This window comes from Pseudomonas sp. 9AZ (genome assembly GCF_902506525.1).
GTDB classification, from domain to species: domain Bacteria; phylum Pseudomonadota; class Gammaproteobacteria; order Pseudomonadales; family Pseudomonadaceae; genus Aquipseudomonas; species Aquipseudomonas peli.
The window spans coordinates 1570256-1588188 of record NZ_LR733840.1 but is presented as its reverse complement, the minus strand read 5'-3'; the positions used below and the strand labels follow the sequence as shown (position 1 = coordinate 1588188).

General features: G+C 63.2%; 15 protein-coding genes. 8 read left to right on the top strand and 7 right to left on the bottom strand.

Going from position 1 to position 17933, the window contains the following annotated elements:
- Positions 1-37: 37 nt before the first annotated feature.
- Positions 38-937 carry a LysR family transcriptional regulator gene (locus ALTER154_RS07410; protein ID WP_160085878.1) on the bottom strand — a complete coding sequence of 300 codons (900 nt, stop codon included), beginning with the start codon at positions 935-937 and terminating at the stop codon, positions 38-40.
- A gap of 120 nt (positions 938-1057) precedes the next feature.
- Between ALTER154_RS07410 and ALTER154_RS07405 the strand changes: the two genes are divergently transcribed.
- The 4 genes from ALTER154_RS07405 (at position 1058) to ALTER154_RS07390 (ending at position 5805) form a co-directional block, all read left to right on the top strand.
- Entirely contained in the window at positions 1058-2311 is a 1254-nt protein-coding gene (locus ALTER154_RS07405) for a 3-hydroxyacyl-CoA dehydrogenase (RefSeq protein WP_160085876.1), read from the top strand.
- On the top strand, positions 2308-4098 hold the full coding sequence (locus ALTER154_RS07400; RefSeq protein ID WP_160085874.1) for an acyl-CoA dehydrogenase C-terminal domain-containing protein: 1791 nt from the start codon (positions 2308-2310) through the stop codon (positions 4096-4098). Before ALTER154_RS07405 ends, ALTER154_RS07400 begins: the two co-directional genes overlap by 4 nt.
- A gap of 71 nt (positions 4099-4169) precedes the next feature.
- Positions 4170-5333, top strand: a complete 1164-nt coding sequence (locus ALTER154_RS07395) for an iron-containing alcohol dehydrogenase (RefSeq protein ID WP_160085872.1) — start codon at positions 4170-4172, stop codon at positions 5331-5333.
- 28 nt (positions 5334-5361) lie between these two features.
- Complete coding sequence (locus ALTER154_RS07390; RefSeq protein ID WP_090250350.1) at positions 5362-5805, top strand: thioesterase family protein; 444 nt, start codon at positions 5362-5364, stop codon at positions 5803-5805.
- A 103-nt stretch (positions 5806-5908) separates the two neighbouring features.
- On the opposite strand, the gene ALTER154_RS07385 is transcribed toward ALTER154_RS07390, so the two are convergent.
- From ALTER154_RS07385 to yrfG, 5 genes are all read right to left on the bottom strand, one after another.
- Entirely contained in the window at positions 5909-6334 is a 426-nt protein-coding gene (locus tag ALTER154_RS07385) for a glycine zipper domain-containing protein (RefSeq protein ID WP_090250346.1), read from the bottom strand.
- Between the two features lie 143 nt (positions 6335-6477).
- Positions 6478-8799 carry an FdhF/YdeP family oxidoreductase gene (locus ALTER154_RS07380; RefSeq protein ID WP_160085870.1) on the bottom strand — a complete coding sequence of 774 codons (2322 nt, stop codon included), beginning with the start codon at positions 8797-8799 and terminating at the stop codon, positions 6478-6480.
- Positions 8796-9638, bottom strand: a complete 843-nt coding sequence (gene fdhD, locus ALTER154_RS07375; protein WP_160085868.1) for a formate dehydrogenase accessory sulfurtransferase FdhD — start codon at positions 9636-9638, stop codon at positions 8796-8798. The genes ALTER154_RS07380 and fdhD overlap by 4 nt, the downstream gene beginning before the upstream one ends.
- Before the next feature lie 120 nt (positions 9639-9758).
- The gene (locus ALTER154_RS07370) at positions 9759-10652 is read right to left on the bottom strand and encodes a LysR family transcriptional regulator (RefSeq protein ID WP_160085867.1); all 894 of its coding nucleotides are present in this window, start codon (positions 10650-10652) and stop codon (positions 9759-9761) included.
- Between the two features lie 41 nt (positions 10653-10693).
- The gene (gene yrfG, locus ALTER154_RS07365; protein ID WP_160085866.1) at positions 10694-11356 is read right to left on the bottom strand and encodes a GMP/IMP nucleotidase; all 663 of its coding nucleotides are present in this window, start codon (positions 11354-11356) and stop codon (positions 10694-10696) included.
- A gap of 133 nt (positions 11357-11489) precedes the next feature.
- On the opposite strand from yrfG, the gene nudE reads away from it, so the two are divergent.
- Together nudE and cysQ are read left to right on the top strand one after the other, a co-directional pair.
- A complete protein-coding gene (gene nudE, locus ALTER154_RS07360) occupies positions 11490-12056 on the top strand; it encodes an ADP compounds hydrolase NudE (protein ID WP_160085865.1) in 567 nt (188 codons plus the stop codon).
- An 8-nt stretch (positions 12057-12064) separates the two neighbouring features.
- Entirely contained in the window at positions 12065-12886 is an 822-nt protein-coding gene (gene cysQ, locus ALTER154_RS07355; protein WP_160090054.1) for a 3'(2'),5'-bisphosphate nucleotidase CysQ, read from the top strand.
- A 48-nt stretch (positions 12887-12934) separates the two neighbouring features.
- On the opposite strand, the gene ALTER154_RS07350 is transcribed toward cysQ, so the two are convergent.
- A complete protein-coding gene (locus tag ALTER154_RS07350; protein WP_160085864.1) occupies positions 12935-14845 on the bottom strand; it encodes a beta-ketoacyl synthase in 1911 nt (636 codons plus the stop codon).
- A gap of 242 nt (positions 14846-15087) precedes the next feature.
- Here ALTER154_RS07350 and ALTER154_RS07345 point away from each other — a divergent pair, with 242 nt between their 5' ends.
- Together ALTER154_RS07345 and ALTER154_RS07340 are read left to right on the top strand one after the other, a co-directional pair.
- Positions 15088-16737: an acyl-CoA synthetase gene (locus ALTER154_RS07345; protein WP_160085863.1), complete on the top strand. Its 1650-nt coding sequence runs from the start codon at positions 15088-15090 to the stop codon at positions 16735-16737.
- A gap of 111 nt (positions 16738-16848) precedes the next feature.
- Entirely contained in the window at positions 16849-17850 is a 1002-nt protein-coding gene (locus tag ALTER154_RS07340; protein ID WP_160085862.1) for an extracellular solute-binding protein, read from the top strand.
- Positions 17851-17933 lie beyond the last annotated feature (83 nt).

The following is a 17933-nucleotide window of genomic DNA, read 5'->3' as shown; positions in this document are numbered from 1 at the left end:
CGTCAGTATAGGAAGGCTTTGTCCGACTGCCGGGTGATCAGCGCTGATCGATCTGCTGGATCTGCTCAATCAGCCAATGCAGCGCCGGGTCACGTTGGCGCTGGGCCAGGCTGACGATTTCCAGGTGAAACGGGCCGAGGGCGAACGGCAGCTCGAACAGTTGCAGCGGCAGCAGGCGGGCAAAGTGGCGCGCTAGCTGGTTCGGCAGCACGGCAGCCAGTTCACTGCTGGCGACGATATGCGCGGCCTGCAGGTAATTGGGCGTGGTGTAGCGAATCTCCCTGCACAGGCCCTGTTCGCCCAGCCATTGGTCGACCATGCCGCGCGTCTGACCGCCGTGTACCCACAGGTGGCGCAGCTGCAGAAAGGTCGGCAGGTCCATCGGTTGGTTGCCCAGCGGATGGTCGCGGCGCAGCGCCAGTTGCAGGGTTTCACTCATCCAGTGCTGGCGGGCAAAGCGCGCGGGGATGTCCTCGAAGCGCCCCAGCACGAGGTCCAGCTCGCCTTTGTCCAGCGCTTCGGCCGGCAGGCTGGGGCTCAGGTGGCGGATGTCGATGCGCATGCCGGGTGCCTGCTGGCTGAGTTGTTCAAGCAGGCGCGGCATGCAGATCAGCTCGACATAGTCGGTGACGGCGATGCTGAAGTGCTGACGGCTGTTGGCCGGATCGAACACGTCGCCGGCACTGAGACTCTGTTCCAGTTGCTGCAGGGCCGCGCGGATCGGCGTTTCCAGCGTCTGGGCGCGCGGCGTGGGCTGCATGCTGCGGCCCACCCGCACCAGCAGCGGGTCATCGAGCAGTTCGCGCAGGCGATTCAGTGCGTTGCTGACTGCCGGCTGGCTCAGGGCCAGGCGCTCGGCCGCGCGGGAAACGTTCTGCTCGCGCATCAGTGCATCGAACACGCGCAGCAGGTTGAGGTCGAAGGTAGAGAAATTCATCTGCTGAATACGACTTATCACAAGACTAAATTTCAAAAATAGTAGCGCCTTGCTTAAGGTGGCTGGCGAATTTTCTTTGCAGCACAGGCATTTCGTTCGGCACTAATTAGAGGAGTGGGCATGAGCAAGGCATTCGAGGTTCGACAGGCCGCCGTGATCGGCGCGGGCACCATGGGCCGGGGTATCGTCATGAGCCTGGCCAACGCCGGCATTCAAGTGCTGTGGCTGGACAACAACCCGCAGATGCTCGAGCAGGCCATGAAGGTGGTGGCCGAGACTAATGCCCACAACCTCAAACTGGGTCGTATCAGCGAAGAACAGTCGGCTGCGCGCCTCGCCTGCGTCACCCCGGTGGGCGACTACGCGGCGCTGGCCGATGCTGATTTGGTGATCGAAGCGGTGTACGAGAACCTGGAACTCAAGCAGCAGATTTTCCGCACGCTCGACGCCACCCTGAAGCCAGGCGCCATTCTCGCCAGCAACACCTCGGCGCTGGATATCGACGCGATTGCCGCCGTCACGGCGCGCCCGCAGGACGTGCTCGGTCTGCACTTCTTCAGCCCGGCGCACATCATGAAACTGCTGGAAATCATCCGCGGCGCCAAAACCGCGCCGGCGGTATTGGACGCGGCACTGGCCCTGGGTCAGCGTATCGGCAAGGTCAGCGTGGTGGCGGGTAACTGCGACGGTTTTATCGGCAACCGCATGCTGCACACCTATGTACGCGAAGCGCGCATGCTGCTGCTCGAAGGGGCTTATCCGCATCAGGTGGACGCCGCGCTGCAGGGTTTTGGTTTCGCCATGGGCCCGTTCCGCATGTATGACGTGGTCGGCATCGACCTGGAATGGCGCGCCCGCGAGCTGGCCGGCAAGGGCCAGGATGATCCGGCGGTGCAGGTGGATAACCGCCTGTGCGGCCTCGGCCGTTTTGGCCAGAAGGCGCGCATGGGCTATTACCGCTACGCCGAAGGCAGTCGCCAGTCCGAGCATGACCCTGAAGTGGATGCGCTGGTGCTGCAGGTATCCGAGCAGCTGGGCTTCACGCGCCGCGATATTGACCCGTCGGAGATTCTCGAACGCTGCCTGCTGGCGCTGGTGAACGAGGGCGCGAAAATCCTCGAAGAGAACATCGCCGCCAATAGTCACGACATCGATCTGGTCTACCTCAATGGCTACGGTTTCCCGGCCGACAAGGGTGGACCGATGAACTGGGCCGATGGCCAGGGTGTGGCGGCGATTCATGATCGTTTGAAAGCGTTGCAGGCGGCGTTCGGTGAGCACTGGCTGCCGGCGCGGCTGATTGAAAAACTGGCCAGCAGCGGCCAGCGGTTCGCCGACATGCGGGTATCCGATGTGCAGGAGGGCCGGGTATGAGTTATCAGGCTCCGCTGCGCGATATGCGCTTTGTGCTGCACGAGCTGTTCGATATCAGTGGCCACTGTCAGCTGCTCGGCAACGGCCTTGACCGCGAGCTGATCGATGGCGTGCTGGAGGAGGGCGCACGTTACGCCGCCGAGGTGGTGGCGCCGCTGAATCGCAACAGTGATGAGCAAGGTTGCCAGCTCAGCGATGGTCAGGTGCGCACGCCGGATGGCTTTGCCGAGGCTTATCAGCAGTATGTCGATAACGGCTGGGCAAGTATGACCGGGCCCAGCGAATACGGCGGCCAGGCGCTGCCGCAGATGCTTGCGTGCAACTTCCACGAGATGCTGATGGGTGCCTCGCTGTCGTTCCGGGTGTATTCCGGGCTCACCGAAGGCGCGGTGCTGGCGCTGTACAAGCACGGCAGCGAGTCGCTGAAAAACACCTACCTGCACAAACTGGTCAGTGGCCAATGGGCCGGCACCATGTGCCTCACCGAGCCGCAGGCCGGCACCGACCTGGCCCTGCTGCGCACCAAGGCTGAGCCGCAGGCGGACGGCAGCTTCAAGGTCAGCGGCAGCAAGATTTTTATCAGTGGCGGCGAGCAGGACCTGTCAGAAAACATCATTCATCTGGTGCTCGCCCGTCTGCCGGATGCGCCAGCCGGGGTAAAGGGCATCAGCCTGCTGCTGGTACCGAAATTTGTCGCCGCTGCCGACGGTACTCCGGGCGAGCGCAACGCGCTGTCCTGCGGCGCCATCGAGCACAAGATGGGCATCAAAGGGGCGTCCACCTGCGTGATGAACTTCGACGGCGCCACTGGCTGGCTGATCGGTGAAGCCAACCAGGGCCTGGCCTGCATGTTCACCATGATGAACGACGCGCGCTTTCAGGTCGGTTTGCAGGGCCTGGGCATCGGCGAGGCGGCCTTCCAGGGCGCGCTGCGTTATGCACGCGAGCGCCTGCAGTCGCGCGCGCTGAATGGGGCGGCGGAGCCGGGCAAAGCGGCCGATCCGATCATCGTGCATCCCGATGTGCGGCGCATGCTGCTGACGCAGAAGAGCCTGGTCGAAGGCAGCCGTATGCTGGCGGCTTACTGCGCGCGCCAACTTGATCTGGAGCACGCTCACCCGGACGCCGCCGCGCGCAAGGCCGCCGGCAAGCGTGCGGCGCTGCTGATCCCGATCGTCAAAGCCTTCTTTACCGATATGGGCCAGGAAGTCGCCAGCCATGCAGTGCAGGTATACGGCGGCCACGGTTTTATCCGCGAGTGGGGCATTGAGCAGCTGATGCGCGACAGCCGTATCACCCAACTTTATGAAGGCACCAACGGTATCCAGGCGCTGGACTATATCCGTCGCAAGGTGCTCGGTGACGGCGGAGCGGAACTGTCGGCGCTGCATGCCGAGTTCAGCGAGCTGTGCGACGCTCAGGTGGGCCGTCCGGCGTTGGCCGCGTTGGCTAAAACGGTGCAGGCGCGTCTGGTTGAGTGGCGCGAGCTGAGCAGCGCAGTGATTGCGGCCAGCCAGCGCGATGTGCAGGAGATCGGCGCGGTTTCGGTGGATTTTCTCCAGTATTCGGCCTATGTGCTGTTGGCCGGCTTCTGGCTGCAGGCGGCGGCGCGGGCGCAGGATGCGTTGGAGGCGGGCAGCAGCGAGTCGGCGTTCTACCAGGCCAAGCTGCAGTCGGCCGACTTCTACCTGCGCCGGGTGTTGCCACGGGCCAGCGCCCATCGCGAGTCCCTGCTGGGCGGTGCCGACTGCCTGATGGCCATGGATGAGGCGAGTTTCGCCTTCTGACCGAAGCGCGTAGCGTGGGTGCAAGCCACGCTGCTGCGCGAGCCAATCATTACAACAAGAGGATCACCCCCATGCTGCCCTTTAGCTTTGCCACCACGGCGCAGATTCTGTGTGAGATCGGCGCTTCCCGGCGTTTGGCCGAGCTGTGCCGCGAGCGCGGCGCGCAGCGGGTACTGATCGTCACCGATCCGGGCATCAGCAAGCTCGGCATGCTGGATGAGGTGCTGCCAGGTTTTGCCCGTGCCGAGCTGACCGTCGAGGTCTTCGATCAGGTGGTCGCCGACCCGCCCGAGGCCATTCTGCTGGCAGCGGTCGAGCAGGCCCGCGCGCTCAAGGCGCAGCTGATCATCGGCTTTGGCGGCGGCAGTTCAATGGATGTGGCCAAGCTGGTGGCGCTGCTGGCGCATCCCGAGTGCGGCCAGGAGCTGGCGCAGATTTACGGCGTCGGCAATGCCCGGGGCCAGCGCCTGCCGCTGATCCTGGTGCCGACCACCGCCGGCACCGGTTCGGAAGTCACGCAGATTTCCATCATCACCACCGGCGAAACCACCAAGATGGGTGTGGTCTCGCCGCTGCTGCTGCCGGACCTGGCGCTGCTCGATGCCGAGCTGACCCTTGGCCTGCCGCCGGCTGTGACCGCCGCCACCGGAATCGACGCTATGGTGCATGCCATCGAGGCCTACACCAGCGCGCTGAAAAAGAATCCGTTATCCGACCTGCTGGCCCGCGAAGCGTTGCGCCTGCTGGCGGCCAATCTGGATGAAGTGGTGCATAACGGCGGTAACCGCGAGGCGCGTCAGGCCATGTTGCTGGGTTCCTGCCTGGCCGGCCAGGCGTTTGCCAATGCGCCGGTGGCGGCGGTGCATGCGCTGGCTTATCCGTTGGGCGGGCATTTCCATATTCCCCACGGCTTGAGTAACGCCTTGGTGCTGCCGCATGTGCTGGGCTTCAACGGCAATGCGGCCGCGCCGTTGTATGCCGAGCTGGCGCCGCTGGTGCTGGGCGATCAGCTGCGCGCCGGCAGTGTTTTGCAGCAGACCGAGCAGTTTATCGGCGCGCTGGCCGATTTCAGTGTGCGCAGCGGCCTGCCCACGCGCCTGCGTGATGCCGGCGTGCCGCAAGACATGCTGCCGACCCTGGCCCGCGACGCCATGCAGCAACAGCGCCTGCTGGTGAACAACCCACGGGAAATGACCGAGGCCCATGCCCTGGCCATCTACCAGGTGGCCTATTAAGCCGCCTCGCTAACCTCAAGGACTTCCGATGAGCCAACCCCAACACTTGCGCAGCGATTACCGGCACTTCCAGCCGATCACCACGCGCTGGCATGACAACGATGTCTACGGTCACGTCAACAACGTCACCTACTACAGCTTCTTCGACAGCGCGGTGAACACCTACCTGATCGAAGTCGGCGGCCTGGATATCCATCACGGCGAGGTAGTCGGTTTTGTGGTCAGCTCCAGCTGCGACTACTTCGCTTCCATCGCCTTCCCCGAGCGCATCGAGATCGGCCTGCGGGTCGGCAAGCTGGGCAACAGTTCGGTGCAGTACGAGCTGGCCGTGTTCAAGGCCGATGAAGATGAGGCCTGCGCGGCCGGGCGCTTTGTGCATGTCTTCGTCGACCGCAGCAGCAACCGCCCGATGAGCATTCCCGAGAACCTGCGGGCGGCGCTGACGGTGCTACTGATGGAACCGTCTGCATAGCGGCGCTTGAGCAGCGCGCCGCCAGGCTGGCGTCGCGGCTAAGGTGCTTACCACACACAAAAAAGCCGCTGTTAGGCGGCTTTTTGGTGTCAGCACTCGGCACTTAGTGATGTTTGTGCTTTTTATGCTTCTTGTGTTTCTTGCCGTTGTAGTGGCCGCGATCACGTTCGCTGCCGCCGGCGTATTCATTAGCCAATGCGCCACCGGCTGCGCCGCCCAGGCCGGCGCCGATCGTTGAACCGGTGCTGCCGCCGACCTTGTTACCCAGTACCGAGCCACCGGCTGCGCCCAGGCCGCCGCCCAATGCGGCTTCGGTCTTGTTACCGTCGCGTGCGGTAATGACGCCACCTGCAGCGCCACCCAGGCCTGCACCAATCGCCGCGCCGGTGCTGCCACCGACTTGTTGACCGATTACGTTGCCCAGGGCGCCACCAATACCGCCGCCGATGGCGACCTTGCCGGTATCGCCCGCCAGGGCCAGGGGCGAAGCCAGGGCGCTGAATACCAGCGCAGAAAATAATGTACGCATACGGCAGACCTTCTCGATTGAACAGGGTGCGGAGATAGGCCTTTGTTTTTAAAGGATGATTACTCCGCGCACAGTCTTAGAGGGCGGTTTGCCGAAAAAATCCCTGCTGCCGGTCGCCGCTGTGATCGCCGCCACACATTCGCTTAAAGAATGCGCGCAGTGGCCTGATGGGCCTGCAAGCGGATGGCTACGTATTTCGAGGTCGGGGTAAAGCTGCCCGTACCAAAACTCTGCAACGGCACCAGGGGGTTGGCTTCCGGGTAGTAGGCGGCGGCCTGGCCGGCGGGAATATCGAAAGCCAGCAGGGTAAAGCCAACAACCTTGCGCTCAATGCCGTCATCCCAGATCGACTGAATATCGACCTGCTGCCCCGGTTGAAAGCCCAGGCGCAGGATGTCCGCCTCATTGACGAACAGCACCTGGCGCTGGCCCTTGACCCCACGGTAGCGGTCATCCAGGCCATAGATGGTGGTGTTGTACTGATCGTGGGAGCGCAGCGTCTGCAGGATCAGGTCCGGCGTTTGCCCGCTGCTGCGCACTTGCGGCGGCAGCAGGTCGGCGGGCAGCGGGTTGGCTTTGAAGTTGGCTTTGTGCGAAGGGGTAAGCCAGCGCCGTTCAGCAGCGGCGTTGCCCAGGTAGAAGCCGCCGGGGTGTTGCAGGCGCTGGTTGAAGTCGCTGAAGCCGGGAATGGTCTCGGCAATCAGCTCGCGGATGCGCCGGTAATCGGCAATCAGTGCATCCCAGTCCACCGGATGATTGCCCAGGGTGGCCTTGGCGATACCGGCAATGATCGCCGGCTCCGAACGCATCTGCGGCGACAGCGGTTCGAGCTGGCCGTAGGAGGCGTGGATCATGCTGAACGAGTCTTCTACGGTTACCGCCTGCGGGCCGCCGGCCTGCTGGTCGATATCGGTGCGGCCCAGGCACGGCAGGATCAGCGCGTCGGCTCCGGTGGTCAGGTGGCTGCGGTTGAGCTTGGTGCTGATCTGCACCGTCAGCGCGCAGCGGCTCAGCGCGGCGTGGCTGCGCGGGCTGTCCGGGGTGGCCTGGGCGAAGTTGCCACCCAAACCAATAAACACCTTGGCCTGGCCATCGAGCATGGCGTTGATCGCCTCAACGGTGTTGTGGCCCTGTGCGCGCGGCACCTGGAAGTTAAAGCGCTGCTCCAGCGCATCGAGAAAGGCCGCTGCTGGGCGCTCATTGATGCCCATGGTGCGGTCGCCCTGCACGTTGCTATGCCCACGTACCGGGCACAGGCCGGCGCCCGGCTTGCCGAGGTTGCCGCGCAGCAGCTGCAGGTTGACGATTTCCTGAATGGTCGCTACCGAGTTGTGGTGCTGGGTGATGCCCATGGCCCAGCAGATGATCACTCGCTCGGCGCGGCGGTAGAGCAGGGCGGCATGCTGCAACTCATCCAGGCTCAGCCCGGATTGCTCGACCAGCGAATCCCAACTGCTGGCATCCAGCAGCGCTAAATAGTCATCCACGCCATGGGTGTGTTCCGCGATAAACGCCAGGTCGAACACGGCCGGCTCGCCCTGGGCCAGCGCTTCGCGGTGCCACTGCAGGAGAAACTTGGCCATGCCGCGCAAGGCCGCTAAATCGCCACCCAACGCAGGGCGGAAGAATGCGGTGTTGAGCGGCTCGGAGCCGTTGCTGAGCATCTCCAGCGCATGTTGCGGGTGCTGAAAACGCTCGAGGCCGCGCTCCTTCAGCGGGTTGAAGCACACCACCTGCGCGCCGCGTTTGACTGCCTCGCGCAGCGGTTCAAGCATGCGCGGGTGGTTGGTGCCGGGGTTCTGCCCAAGCACGAAGATCGCATCACTGTGCTCGAAGTCGGCGAAGGTCACACTGCCCTTGCCGACGCCCACGCTTTGCCCGAGGGCCACGCCGCTGGCTTCGTGGCACATGTTTGAGCAGTCGGGAAAGTTGTTGCTGCCAAAGGCGCGGACGAACAGCTGATACAGGTAGGCCGCTTCGTTGCTGGCGCGGCCGGAGGTGTAGAACTCGGCCTGATTGGGGTTTTGCAGCGCATTCAGGTGCTCGGCGATCAGGGCGAAAGCGTCGTCCCAGCTGATCGATTGGTAATGATCGCTGGCGGCGTCATAGCGCATCGGCTCGGTGAGGCGGCCCTGGTATTCAAGCCAGTAATCGCTTTGTTCACGCAGTTGGCTGACGCTGTAACGGGCGAAGAAAGCCGCGTCCACACGGCGTTTGGTGGCTTCCCAGTTGACCGCTTTGGCGCCGTTCTCGCAGAACTTGATGCGGCCGTCTTCCGGTGAATCACCCCAGGCGCAGCCGGGGCAGTCGAAGCCGCCGTGCTGGTTGGTTTTGAGCAGGGCACGCAGGTTCTTGAACGGCTGCTTACTGTCCAGCCAGAAGTGCGTCACGCTGCGCAACGCGCCCCAGCCGGCGGCTGCGCCGGTGTAGGGTTTATAGCGTGGCTTGATCGGTTGCAGGCTCATGGCTGGGCGACTCCGGGTGCGGCCGGGCTGTAGACCCGTGGCGCGTTGTGCTGGGGCAGGTGAATCAGGTTGAGGTTGTGCTGTCGCGCCCACTGCACGCTCAGGGTGGTCGGTGCAGACAGGCTGACTAATGTGCCGATGCCGGCGCGCAGGGCCTTGTGGATCAGCTCCAGGCTGCAACGGCTGGTGACCACGGCAAAACCCTGGCGCGGGTTTTCTCCTTCGCGGTGCAAGGCGCCGAGCAGCTTATCGAGGGCGTTATGCCGGCCGATGTCTTCTCGGCACAGGCGGATCTGCCCCTGGCCATCAACAAACAGCGCGGCATGCACGGCGCCGCTGTGGCGGGCCAGGGTCTGTTCGGCCTGAATTCGCGTACGCAAACCTTGTAAGTGGGCGGCTGCCGGCAGGGGACTGGGCGTGAGGCTGGGCAGGTGCGGCAGGGCTTGTTCCAGCGCCTCCACCCCACACAGGCCGCAGCCGCTGTTGCCAGCCAGCGTACGGCGCTGCTGCTTGAGCGCCCAGAAGGCGCGGTTGCTGACCTGCACCTCGGCGCTGATGGCGCTGTCGTGCTGCTGGAGGCGAATATCGTAGACCTCATCGAAGCTGTCGATCAGGCCGGCGCTAAGACTGAAACCGTAGATAAAGTCTTCCAGGTCGCTGGGCGAGACCATCATCACGCTGTGGCAGATGCCGTTGTAGCTGATCGCCAGCGCCGTTTCGCTGGCCAGCGCAGCGGCGCCTTCCTGCGGTGCGTCCGCCAGTTCGGCATAGCTGTAGGTGGGCGCTGGCAGCAGCACTGGAGCTGTATCTTTAGCGATGGTCGGGGCGTGACGTGGCATGAGCAGGCTTCCCGGCAGCGAGGCAATAGTGCCAGCCTAGGCCGCTCTAACGGGTGCGTCTAATCGCTGCTGCCGATCTAGTGATCGACAGTATCTATCAAGGCTTCAAGCCTGGGCCTTTCAGCCAGTCGCGCCCGGTAAAAGTTTGTGCGCTTCGGCAAAGCAGGCTTCGGCCAGGGCCGAGCGCGGCGCGCTGCGGCGCAGGATCAGGCCCAGCGGGGCGAGGGTGTGGGCATCCTCAATCGGCGTGAGCGCCAAGTGCTCGGTAAATTCGGCCAGGCCGCTGTTGAGCGGCATGATCGCGCAACACAGCCCAGCGCTGACCGCTTGCAGCAACTGATGCACGGCATCGGTTTCCAGCCGTGGGCTGGGCGTCAGGCCACGGGAGCGAAAGCTGTGGTCGATCGACTGGCGAAAATGCATGCCGGCTGAGAGCAGGCCCAGCGGCAGGTCGATCAGGCTTTCCCAGCGCAGGGCCGGGCCGGTGAACTGAAAATGCCGGCGGTCATGCAGCAAGCCCATGCGCGTTTCCGCCAACTCCAGACTGTCGAAATGTTCCGGGTTGAGGCGATCGAGATAGGACAGGCCAAGGTCGAGCTGATTGCGCCCGAGGCGTTCGAGTATTTCCTCGCTGCTCAGGGCAAACAACTGAAAGCGCAGCCCAGCATGCTGCTCAGCGAAAAACTGCACCAGGCGCATCGGATCGAAACCGGCCAGCGGCACTACACCCAGGCGCAGGGTGCCGACCAGCTGGCCACGGCAGGCCGCTGCTTCGGCATACAGGCCATCGTGCGCGGCCATCAGGCTGCGCGCCCAGGCTAGAATGCGCTCACCCTCGGCGCTGAACCCCTCAAAGCGTTGGCCACGGCGCACCAGCTCCAGACCCAGCTCGTCTTCCAGTTGGCGCAGGCGCATCGACAGGGTCGGTTGGGTGATATGGCAACGCGCGGCGGCCTGGCCGAAGTGGCGGGTTTCATCCAGGGCGATGAGGAACTTCAGCTGTTTGATATCCATGATGCGTCCTCAACGTCCTGGGGCGGACAACGGGTGTGAGGTTAAAGCCCTTGCAACAGTGCGCGGTAGTCTTCGACGGCTGCAAATTCCTCGGTGTCCTTCGGCCCCGCCTGGCTATCGGGCTGGCGCACGGCGAGCAGGTGGCCGACGCCAAAGCGCCCGGCGCTGCGCAGGATCGGCAGGCTGTCATCGATAAACAAACTGCGCGCCGGTGTGAAGCTGATGTCCTGCTGCAGGGCGTGCCAGAACTGCTGGTCTTCCTTGGGGAAGCCATAGTCGTGGGAGCTGATCAGCCGGTCGAAGTAGGGCGCCAGCTCGATGCGTTCCAGCTTCAGCGACAGCGAATCGCGGTGCGCGTTGGTGATCAGCACCACCTGCTTGCCGGCCTGGCGCAGCGCCTGGATAAAGGTGTCGGCGTCCGGGCGCAGGGCGATCAGGTGCGCGACTTCGCGCTTGAGGTCGCGGATCGACAGGTTCAACTCGCGGCTCCAGAAATCTGTGCAGTACCAGTTGAGCGTGCCGGCGTGCTCGCGAAACAGCGGCAGCAGTTCGGCTTCGGCCAGCGCGCGGCTGACGCCGTGGTGCTCGGCATAGCGCTGCGGCAGGTGCTGCAACCAGAAGTGGTTGTCGAAGTGCAGGTCGAGCAGGGTGCCGTCCATATCCAGCAGGACGGTGTCGATGGCGTTCCAGGGCAAGGCAGGCATGCGCAGTTCTTCTGGTAGATGCGCAGGCGGTCGCGATTTGCGCCGCAGGCGTCGTGATCGCGCAATCTCCTACGCAGATAATAGGAAAAGCCGCGCTATGATAACCCGCTATGTCCTGCCCAGGAGCCGCCCCATGCGTCAGAAACCCACCGTACTCGCTCGCGAAATTGTCGCCAGCAGCCGCCTGTTCCGCGTTGAGGAGCTGCAACTGCGCTTCAGCAACGGCGTGGAGCGCACCTATGAGCGGCTGGTGGGCAAGGGTTCCGGCTATGGCGCGGTGATGGTGGTGGCGATGGTCGATGCCGAGCACGCCCTGCTGGTCGAGGAATATTGCGGCGGCACCGATGACTACCAACTGTCGCTGCCCAAAGGGCTGATCGAACCGGGCGAGGACGTGTTGGTGGCGGCCAACCGCGAGTTGAAGGAAGAAGCCGGCTTTGGCGCGCACAAACTTGAGCTGCTGGCCGAGCTGAGCCTGTCGCCGGGTTATATGAGCCAGAAGATTCAGGTGGTGCTGGCCTCGGATCTCTATGAAGAACGCCTGCCGGGCGATGAACCGGAGCCGATGCGTGTCGACCAGACCAGCCTGCGCGAGCTGTCGAGTTTGATCCAGCATCCGCAGTTCACTGAAGGCCGTGCCCTGGCCGCGCTGTACCTGGCCCGCGATGTGCTGACCCAGCGTGGGATCTTTAAGCCATGAGCCAAGCCATGAGCCACCCGCTGATTCCTGCAGTAATCGAACTGGTGCGCCAGGCCGGCGCGGTGACGCTGCCGCATTGGCGCGCCGATGTGACGGTGAATGAAAAAGCCGATGCGTCGCCGGTCACGGCTGCCGACATGGCCGCGCACCATATTCTGAATGACGGCCTGCTGGCCTTGGCGGCTGATATTCCGGTGTTGTCCGAAGAGGCGGCCGATATTGCCCTGAGCACCCGTGCGCAGTGGAGCCGCTGGTGGCTGGTCGATCCTCTGGATGGCACCAAGGAATTTATCGCCGGCTCCGAAGAGTTCACCGTCAACGTCGCGTTGATCGAACAGGGCCGCGTGGTGTTTGGCGTGGTGGGTATTCCGGCCACCGGCCAGTGCTATTACGGCGGTGCCGGTCTTGGGGCTTGGCGCGCGGATGCGGCAGGTACGGCTGAGCCGATTCGTGTGCGTCTGGCCCCGCAGGAGGCCTTTACCCTGGTGGCCAGCCGCCGTCATTCCAGCCCAGCGCAGGAAGCGTTGTTGACCGGGCTGAGCGAGCGTTTTGGTGATCTGCAATTGGCCAATGTCGGCAGCTCGCTGAAGTTCTGCCAACTGGCCGAAGGCAATGCCGATTGTTACCCGCGCCTGGCGCCGACCTCGCAGTGGGACACCGCGGCGGCGCAAGGCGTGCTGGAAGGTGCGGGTGGTGAAGTGCTGACGCTCAAGGGCGAAGTGCTGACCTATGAGGCGCGTGAGTCGTTGCTCAATCCGTATTTTCTGGCGCTGCCGGCCGCCGCCCCCTGGCGCGCCGAGCTGATTCAGCTGGCCCGCGCGTTGGATTAAGACGTGGCCGTAGGATGGGTTAGCCGCAGGCCAACCCATCACTGATGCTCAGTCGAGCATATCGCCGTAGCGTTCGTCCTTTTTGAACAGCAGCGGCTGGGCGAAGCCCGGCACCTTGATCTGCTCGGCGCTGATCTCGATCTGCTTATCGTCGATCAGGTCGTTACCGAAGTTGTAGATAATCCCCAAATCCCCCAGCAGCGCCTGCGCGTCGTAGGCCTGAGCGGCTTGGCGCGTGGCTTTGCGTCGCTGCAGGTAGGCAGCAAAGGCCGCTTCGCCGTGGCGCTTGCGCAGCATGCGTTCGGCCACATGAGGCGCCAGCAGCAGGGCGCTGGCGTTGTTGCCGCCAAAACCCTTGGAGTTGATTACGCACAGATCCAGCTGCTCGGGTGCGCGTGAACGATCCTGGGTGGCGAAGCTCAGGTGATGCTGGTGCACGTCGTCGGCTACGGCGTCGATGGTCTTGATGCCAGGGATGATGCCGTATTTGAAGCTGCCCAGGGCGGAGATCACCTGATCACCACTGGCGGTGGCCAGGGAGTGGCCAACAAAGGCTTTCACTGCGGTGACCGGCCATTGCGCAATAGCGAAGGCGCTGGCGATGCGGTCGAGGATTTCTGATTCGGTCACCCGGTTGGCCGGGGTGCTGGAGCCGTGGGCATGCACGAAGCTGCGCTCACGCACTGAGTCGATGCCCAACAGTTGCACGGCGCTGGCCACGGCCTTGGCTACGGTCAGGTAGTTGCCGGGGCCGGGGGCGGAAATGGATTTCTTAAAGCCATCGGCGTTGATAAACACATCCGGCACTGCGCCGTGGATATCCGCGCCCAGCTCAAGCGCCAGGGCGTCGTCCATCAGCACGACGAACTGGCAGGCTTCGGCCAGGGTAAAGCCGCAGTTTTCGCCAAACGGGCGGCTGGCGCGGCGAAAATCAACAGTCTCGTTGCCTTCGATCTGGCGCAGGCCATCTTCGGTAGCCAGCGCGCCCATGGCGCCGTAACCCTCGATGCATTCCTGATTGATCGGTGCTTCGCTGTTGCCGACGATGGCCACCCGCGCCTTGCCCGAACTGATCAGCTCGATGCCTTTCTGCAGGTTATAAAGGAAAGTTGCGCAGGCGCCGGTGACGCTGCCGGTGGTGCCGACACTGCCCAGCACATAGGCGTTGATAAAGTCTGCCGGCATGGTGTTCAGGCCCAGGGCCAGCTGCTTGGCGGTGACGCGACCGCCCTTGAGTCGCGACTGCATCAGGCCGCCGAAGCCGTTTTCGTCGAGCTGACTCATGATGCTGCCGGCAAACACCGCGACTTCGTCCGGTGCCACGTGCTGCATGATGGTCTGCCAGTCGATGCCGGTGGCGCGTAGGGCGTCGGTGACGCCGACGATGGTCATGGCCAGACCGCGCGGATGGAAGCGTGCGTTGTACAGCTCGCTCGGTTCGAAGCCGCTGGGCAGCTGCCCGGCGGATTTCACCGGCAGGGCGCGGTAGCTGTCGACCTTGAATTCGCAGTTGTCGTGCAGGGTCACCAGTACTTCGCTGGCGTTCAACTCGTCCACCGTCCAGTCGGATGGCAGCGGCTCGGGCAGGTGCTTGCGTAGGGTGATAAAACTCAGCGGCTGGCCGGCGGTGGCGCTGATGTCGATGGTTTTCTGCCAGTGCGCGGCGTCGACATCCAGATGCTGCTTTTCGATGCGGCGCACCAGGGTCGAGGCGAGAATCTGCTCGGCGAAGCGGCTGTCGATCTCGGCCAGGCTCAGGGTGTTGCCGGCGTCATCCTGATAGTGGCCATCAACCACCTTGACCAGTTTCATCATCACTGCCAGACCGGCAAGGGTCTGCTGGCGCGCGGGCGTGTCCATGGACTCGATCACGGTGCGGCGAAAACCATGGTGGAAGGAGCTGCGCCCAGCCGCGTTATAGCCACCAAAACCAACGATCACAGGTAAGCGTGAGGTCACTCGATAACTCCTTGAAAAGATAACGCCAGACAAACCGAGATAAGGCTATGGAGGCTTGTCACGCAGTCTGGAACGCTCTGCGGCGGTTATTGCGCCGCGATCAAGCGCCCAGCATGGCTGTTCGGATGCCTATGCTGACGTGATTGCTGACTTGCGAGTCACGGTTTCGACCAAGGTCGCGCATCGCAAAAACCTTACGGCTGCTATGGTCTCTGCGCACAACGCCCAGCTGGAGAACAACAATGCACAGCGTCAATCCCTACGAATACGGCATGCCCCGTGATGCGGCAAATTTTCAGGCGCTCAGCCCGCTGAGCTTTCTTGAGCGCGCCGCCAGCGTCTACCCGCAGCGCCTGGCGCTGATTAACGGCAGCCTGCGGCAGACCTGGGGCGAAACCTATAGCCGCAGTATTCGTTTGGCCTCGGCCTTGGCTCAGCGCGGCATCGGTTTGGGCGATACCGTGGCAGTGATTGCGCCCAACGGCCCGGCGATGTTCGAGGCGCATTTTGGTGTGCCGATGTGCGGTGCCGTGCTGAATGCCATCAATACCCGCCTGGATGCCGAAGCCATCGCCTTTATCCTGCAGCACGGCGAAGCCAAGGTGTTGCTGGTGGACAAGGAGTTCGGCGAGTTGGCCCAGCGCGTGGTCGGCCACTTACCACAGCCGCCGTTAGTGATTGGCATCGATGACCCGGAATACGCTGACGGTCTGCTGATCGGCCAGCTGGAATACGAGGCGCTGCTGGCCGAAGGCGACCCGGACTATGCCTGGCAGCTGCCGGCGGATGAGTGGCAGGCGATCTCCCTCAATTACACCTCCGGCACCACCGGCAACCCCAAGGGCGTGGTCTACCACCACCGCGGCGCACACCTGAATGCCCTGTCCAACGCCATGTGCTGGGACATGAGCCGCTTCCCGGTGTACCTGTGGACGCTGCCGATGTTCCACTGCAATGGCTGGTGCTTCCCTTGGGCGCTGGCCGCCTATGTCGGCGTCAATGTGTGCCTGCGCCATGTACGCGCCGAGGCCATCTACCCGGCGATTGCCGAACATGGCGTCGACCATTTCTGCGGCGCGCCTATCGTGCTGAATATGCTGGCTAATGCCGATGACGCGCTGAAAGTCCTGAAAACCCGTCCAGTGAAAGTGCTCACCGCCGGCGCCGCACCACCCGCAGCGGTAATCGAGGCCATGGAAGCCCTGGAGTTTCGCGTGACCCACGTATACGGCCTGACCGAAACCTACGGCCCCAGCGTGGCCTGCGAATGGAAAAGCGAGTGGGATAGCGAAAGCCCGGAACAGCGTGCGCGCCTGAAATCCCGCCAGGGCGTGCGAGCGCCGCTGCTCGACGGCCTGATGGTGGCCGACCCGGACACCCTGCAACCGGTGCCAAAAGACGGTCAGACCATCGGCGAAATCATGATGCGCGGCAACGTGGTGATGAAAGGCTATTTGAAGAACCCCTCAGCCACCGCCGAGGCCTTTGCCGGTGGCTGGTTCCACTCCGGCGATCTGGCGGTGTGGCACGCTGACGGCTATGTCGAGATCAAGGATCGCAGCAAGGACATCATCATTTCCGGCGGCGAGAACATCTCCTCCATCGAGGTGGAAGACGTGCTGTATCGCCATCCGCTTATCTTGGAAGCGGCCGTGGTGGCCATGGCCCATGCCAAATGGGGCGAAACCCCCTGCGCCTTCGTCACCCTCAAGCCAGGTGCAGAGCTGACGGCCGAGGAAGTAATCGCCTTCTGTCAGCAGCGTATGGCGCGCTTCAAGGTGCCGGGCTGCGTGGTGTTTACCTGCCTGCCGAAAACCAGCACCGGCAAGGTGCAGAAGTTTGTTTTGCGTGAGCAAGCCAAGCAATTGGCCACGCAGCAGGCGGTGGCATAAGGAGGATTGAAGGCACTTGTTACAGGTTTAAATAGATAACGAGTTGAGAACCTAAATGTCATTCACTACTATTTGGCACCTTAACTCGTCTATACCAAGAGGCATTACACCATGCAGGTAAGCAAAGGCTTGTTCGCCGCACTCTCCCTCACTGCGCTCGCCAGCACAGCGCAGGCCGCCGATGAAGTGGTGGTGTATTCCTCGCGTATCGACGAGCTGATCAAGCCGGTGTTTGATGCCTACACCGCGAAAACCGGGGTCAAGGTCAAGTTCATCACCGACAAGGAAGCGCCGCTGATCGCGCGTCTGAAGGCTGAAGGCGCCAATACCCCGGCTGACCTGCTGATCACCGTCGACGCCGGCAACCTCTGGCAAGCCGAGCAGGAAGGCGTGCTGCAGCCGACCAAATCTGAGCTTATCAACGCCAATATCCCGGCCCAGTACCGCTCCAGCACTGACAGCTGGACCGGCCTGTCGCTGCGCGCGCGGACCATCTTCTACTCCACCGAGCGGGTTAAACCGAGCGAGCTGAGCACCTACGAAGCCCTGGCTGACAAGAACTGGGAAGGCCGCCTGTGTCTGCGTACCAGCAAGAAGGTCTACAACCAGTCGCTGACAGCCACCCTGATCGAAACCCATGGCGCGGCCAAAACCGAAGAAATCGTCAAAGGCTGGGTCAACAACCTGGCCACCGACGTGTTCGCCGATGACACCGCGCTGCTGCAAGCCATCGACGCCGGCCAGTGCGACGTTGGCATCACCAACACCTACTACTACGGCCGCCTGCACCAGCAGCAGCCTGACCTGAAAGTGAAGCCGTACTGGCCGAACCAGAACGACCGTGGTGTGCACGTCAACCTGGCTGGTGCCGGTGTGACCAAGCACGCGCCAAACGCCGAAGCCGCGCGCAAGCTGCTGGAGTGGATGACCACCGAAGAAGCGCAGACCATCTTCGCCGGCGTTAACCAAGAGTTCCCGGCCAACCCGGCGGTTGCACCGTCCAAGGAAGTCGCCGCGTGGGGCACCTTCAAGGCTGACTCGATCGCCACCGAAGTGGCCGGCAAGCGCCAGGCCGAAGCGACCATGCTGATGGATCGCGCTGGCTGGAACTAAGCCAGGGCTAAGCCGGCAGGTGGAAAAGCCGTCACGGTTTTCCACCCTGCAACGCGCTGGCTTTATACTGCCGACGCCCCGCA

Coding starts and splice junctions, on each gene's coding strand:
- ALTER154_RS07410 (WP_160085878.1), bottom strand. CDS start 937: ATGAATTTCTCTACCTTCGACCTCAACCTGCTGCGCGTGTTCGATGCA.
- ALTER154_RS07405 (WP_160085876.1), top strand. CDS start 1,058: ATGAGCAAGGCATTCGAGGTTCGACAGGCCGCCGTGATCGGCGCGGGC.
- ALTER154_RS07400 (WP_160085874.1), top strand. CDS start 2,308: ATGAGTTATCAGGCTCCGCTGCGCGATATGCGCTTTGTGCTGCACGAG.
- ALTER154_RS07395 (WP_160085872.1), top strand. CDS start 4,170: ATGCTGCCCTTTAGCTTTGCCACCACGGCGCAGATTCTGTGTGAGATC.
- ALTER154_RS07390 (WP_090250350.1), top strand. CDS start 5,362: ATGAGCCAACCCCAACACTTGCGCAGCGATTACCGGCACTTCCAGCCG.
- ALTER154_RS07385 (WP_090250346.1), bottom strand. CDS start 6,334: ATGCGTACATTATTTTCTGCGCTGGTATTCAGCGCCCTGGCTTCGCCC.
- ALTER154_RS07380 (WP_160085870.1), bottom strand. CDS start 8,799: ATGAGCCTGCAACCGATCAAGCCACGCTATAAACCCTACACCGGCGCA.
- fdhD (WP_160085868.1), bottom strand. CDS start 9,638: ATGCCACGTCACGCCCCGACCATCGCTAAAGATACAGCTCCAGTGCTG.
- ALTER154_RS07370 (WP_160085867.1), bottom strand. CDS start 10,652: ATGGATATCAAACAGCTGAAGTTCCTCATCGCCCTGGATGAAACCCGC.
- yrfG (WP_160085866.1), bottom strand. CDS start 11,356: ATGCCTGCCTTGCCCTGGAACGCCATCGACACCGTCCTGCTGGATATG.
- nudE (WP_160085865.1), top strand. CDS start 11,490: ATGCGTCAGAAACCCACCGTACTCGCTCGCGAAATTGTCGCCAGCAGC.
- cysQ (WP_160090054.1), top strand. CDS start 12,065: ATGAGCCACCCGCTGATTCCTGCAGTAATCGAACTGGTGCGCCAGGCC.
- ALTER154_RS07345 (WP_160085863.1), top strand. CDS start 15,088: ATGCACAGCGTCAATCCCTACGAATACGGCATGCCCCGTGATGCGGCA.
- ALTER154_RS07340 (WP_160085862.1), top strand. CDS start 16,849: ATGCAGGTAAGCAAAGGCTTGTTCGCCGCACTCTCCCTCACTGCGCTC.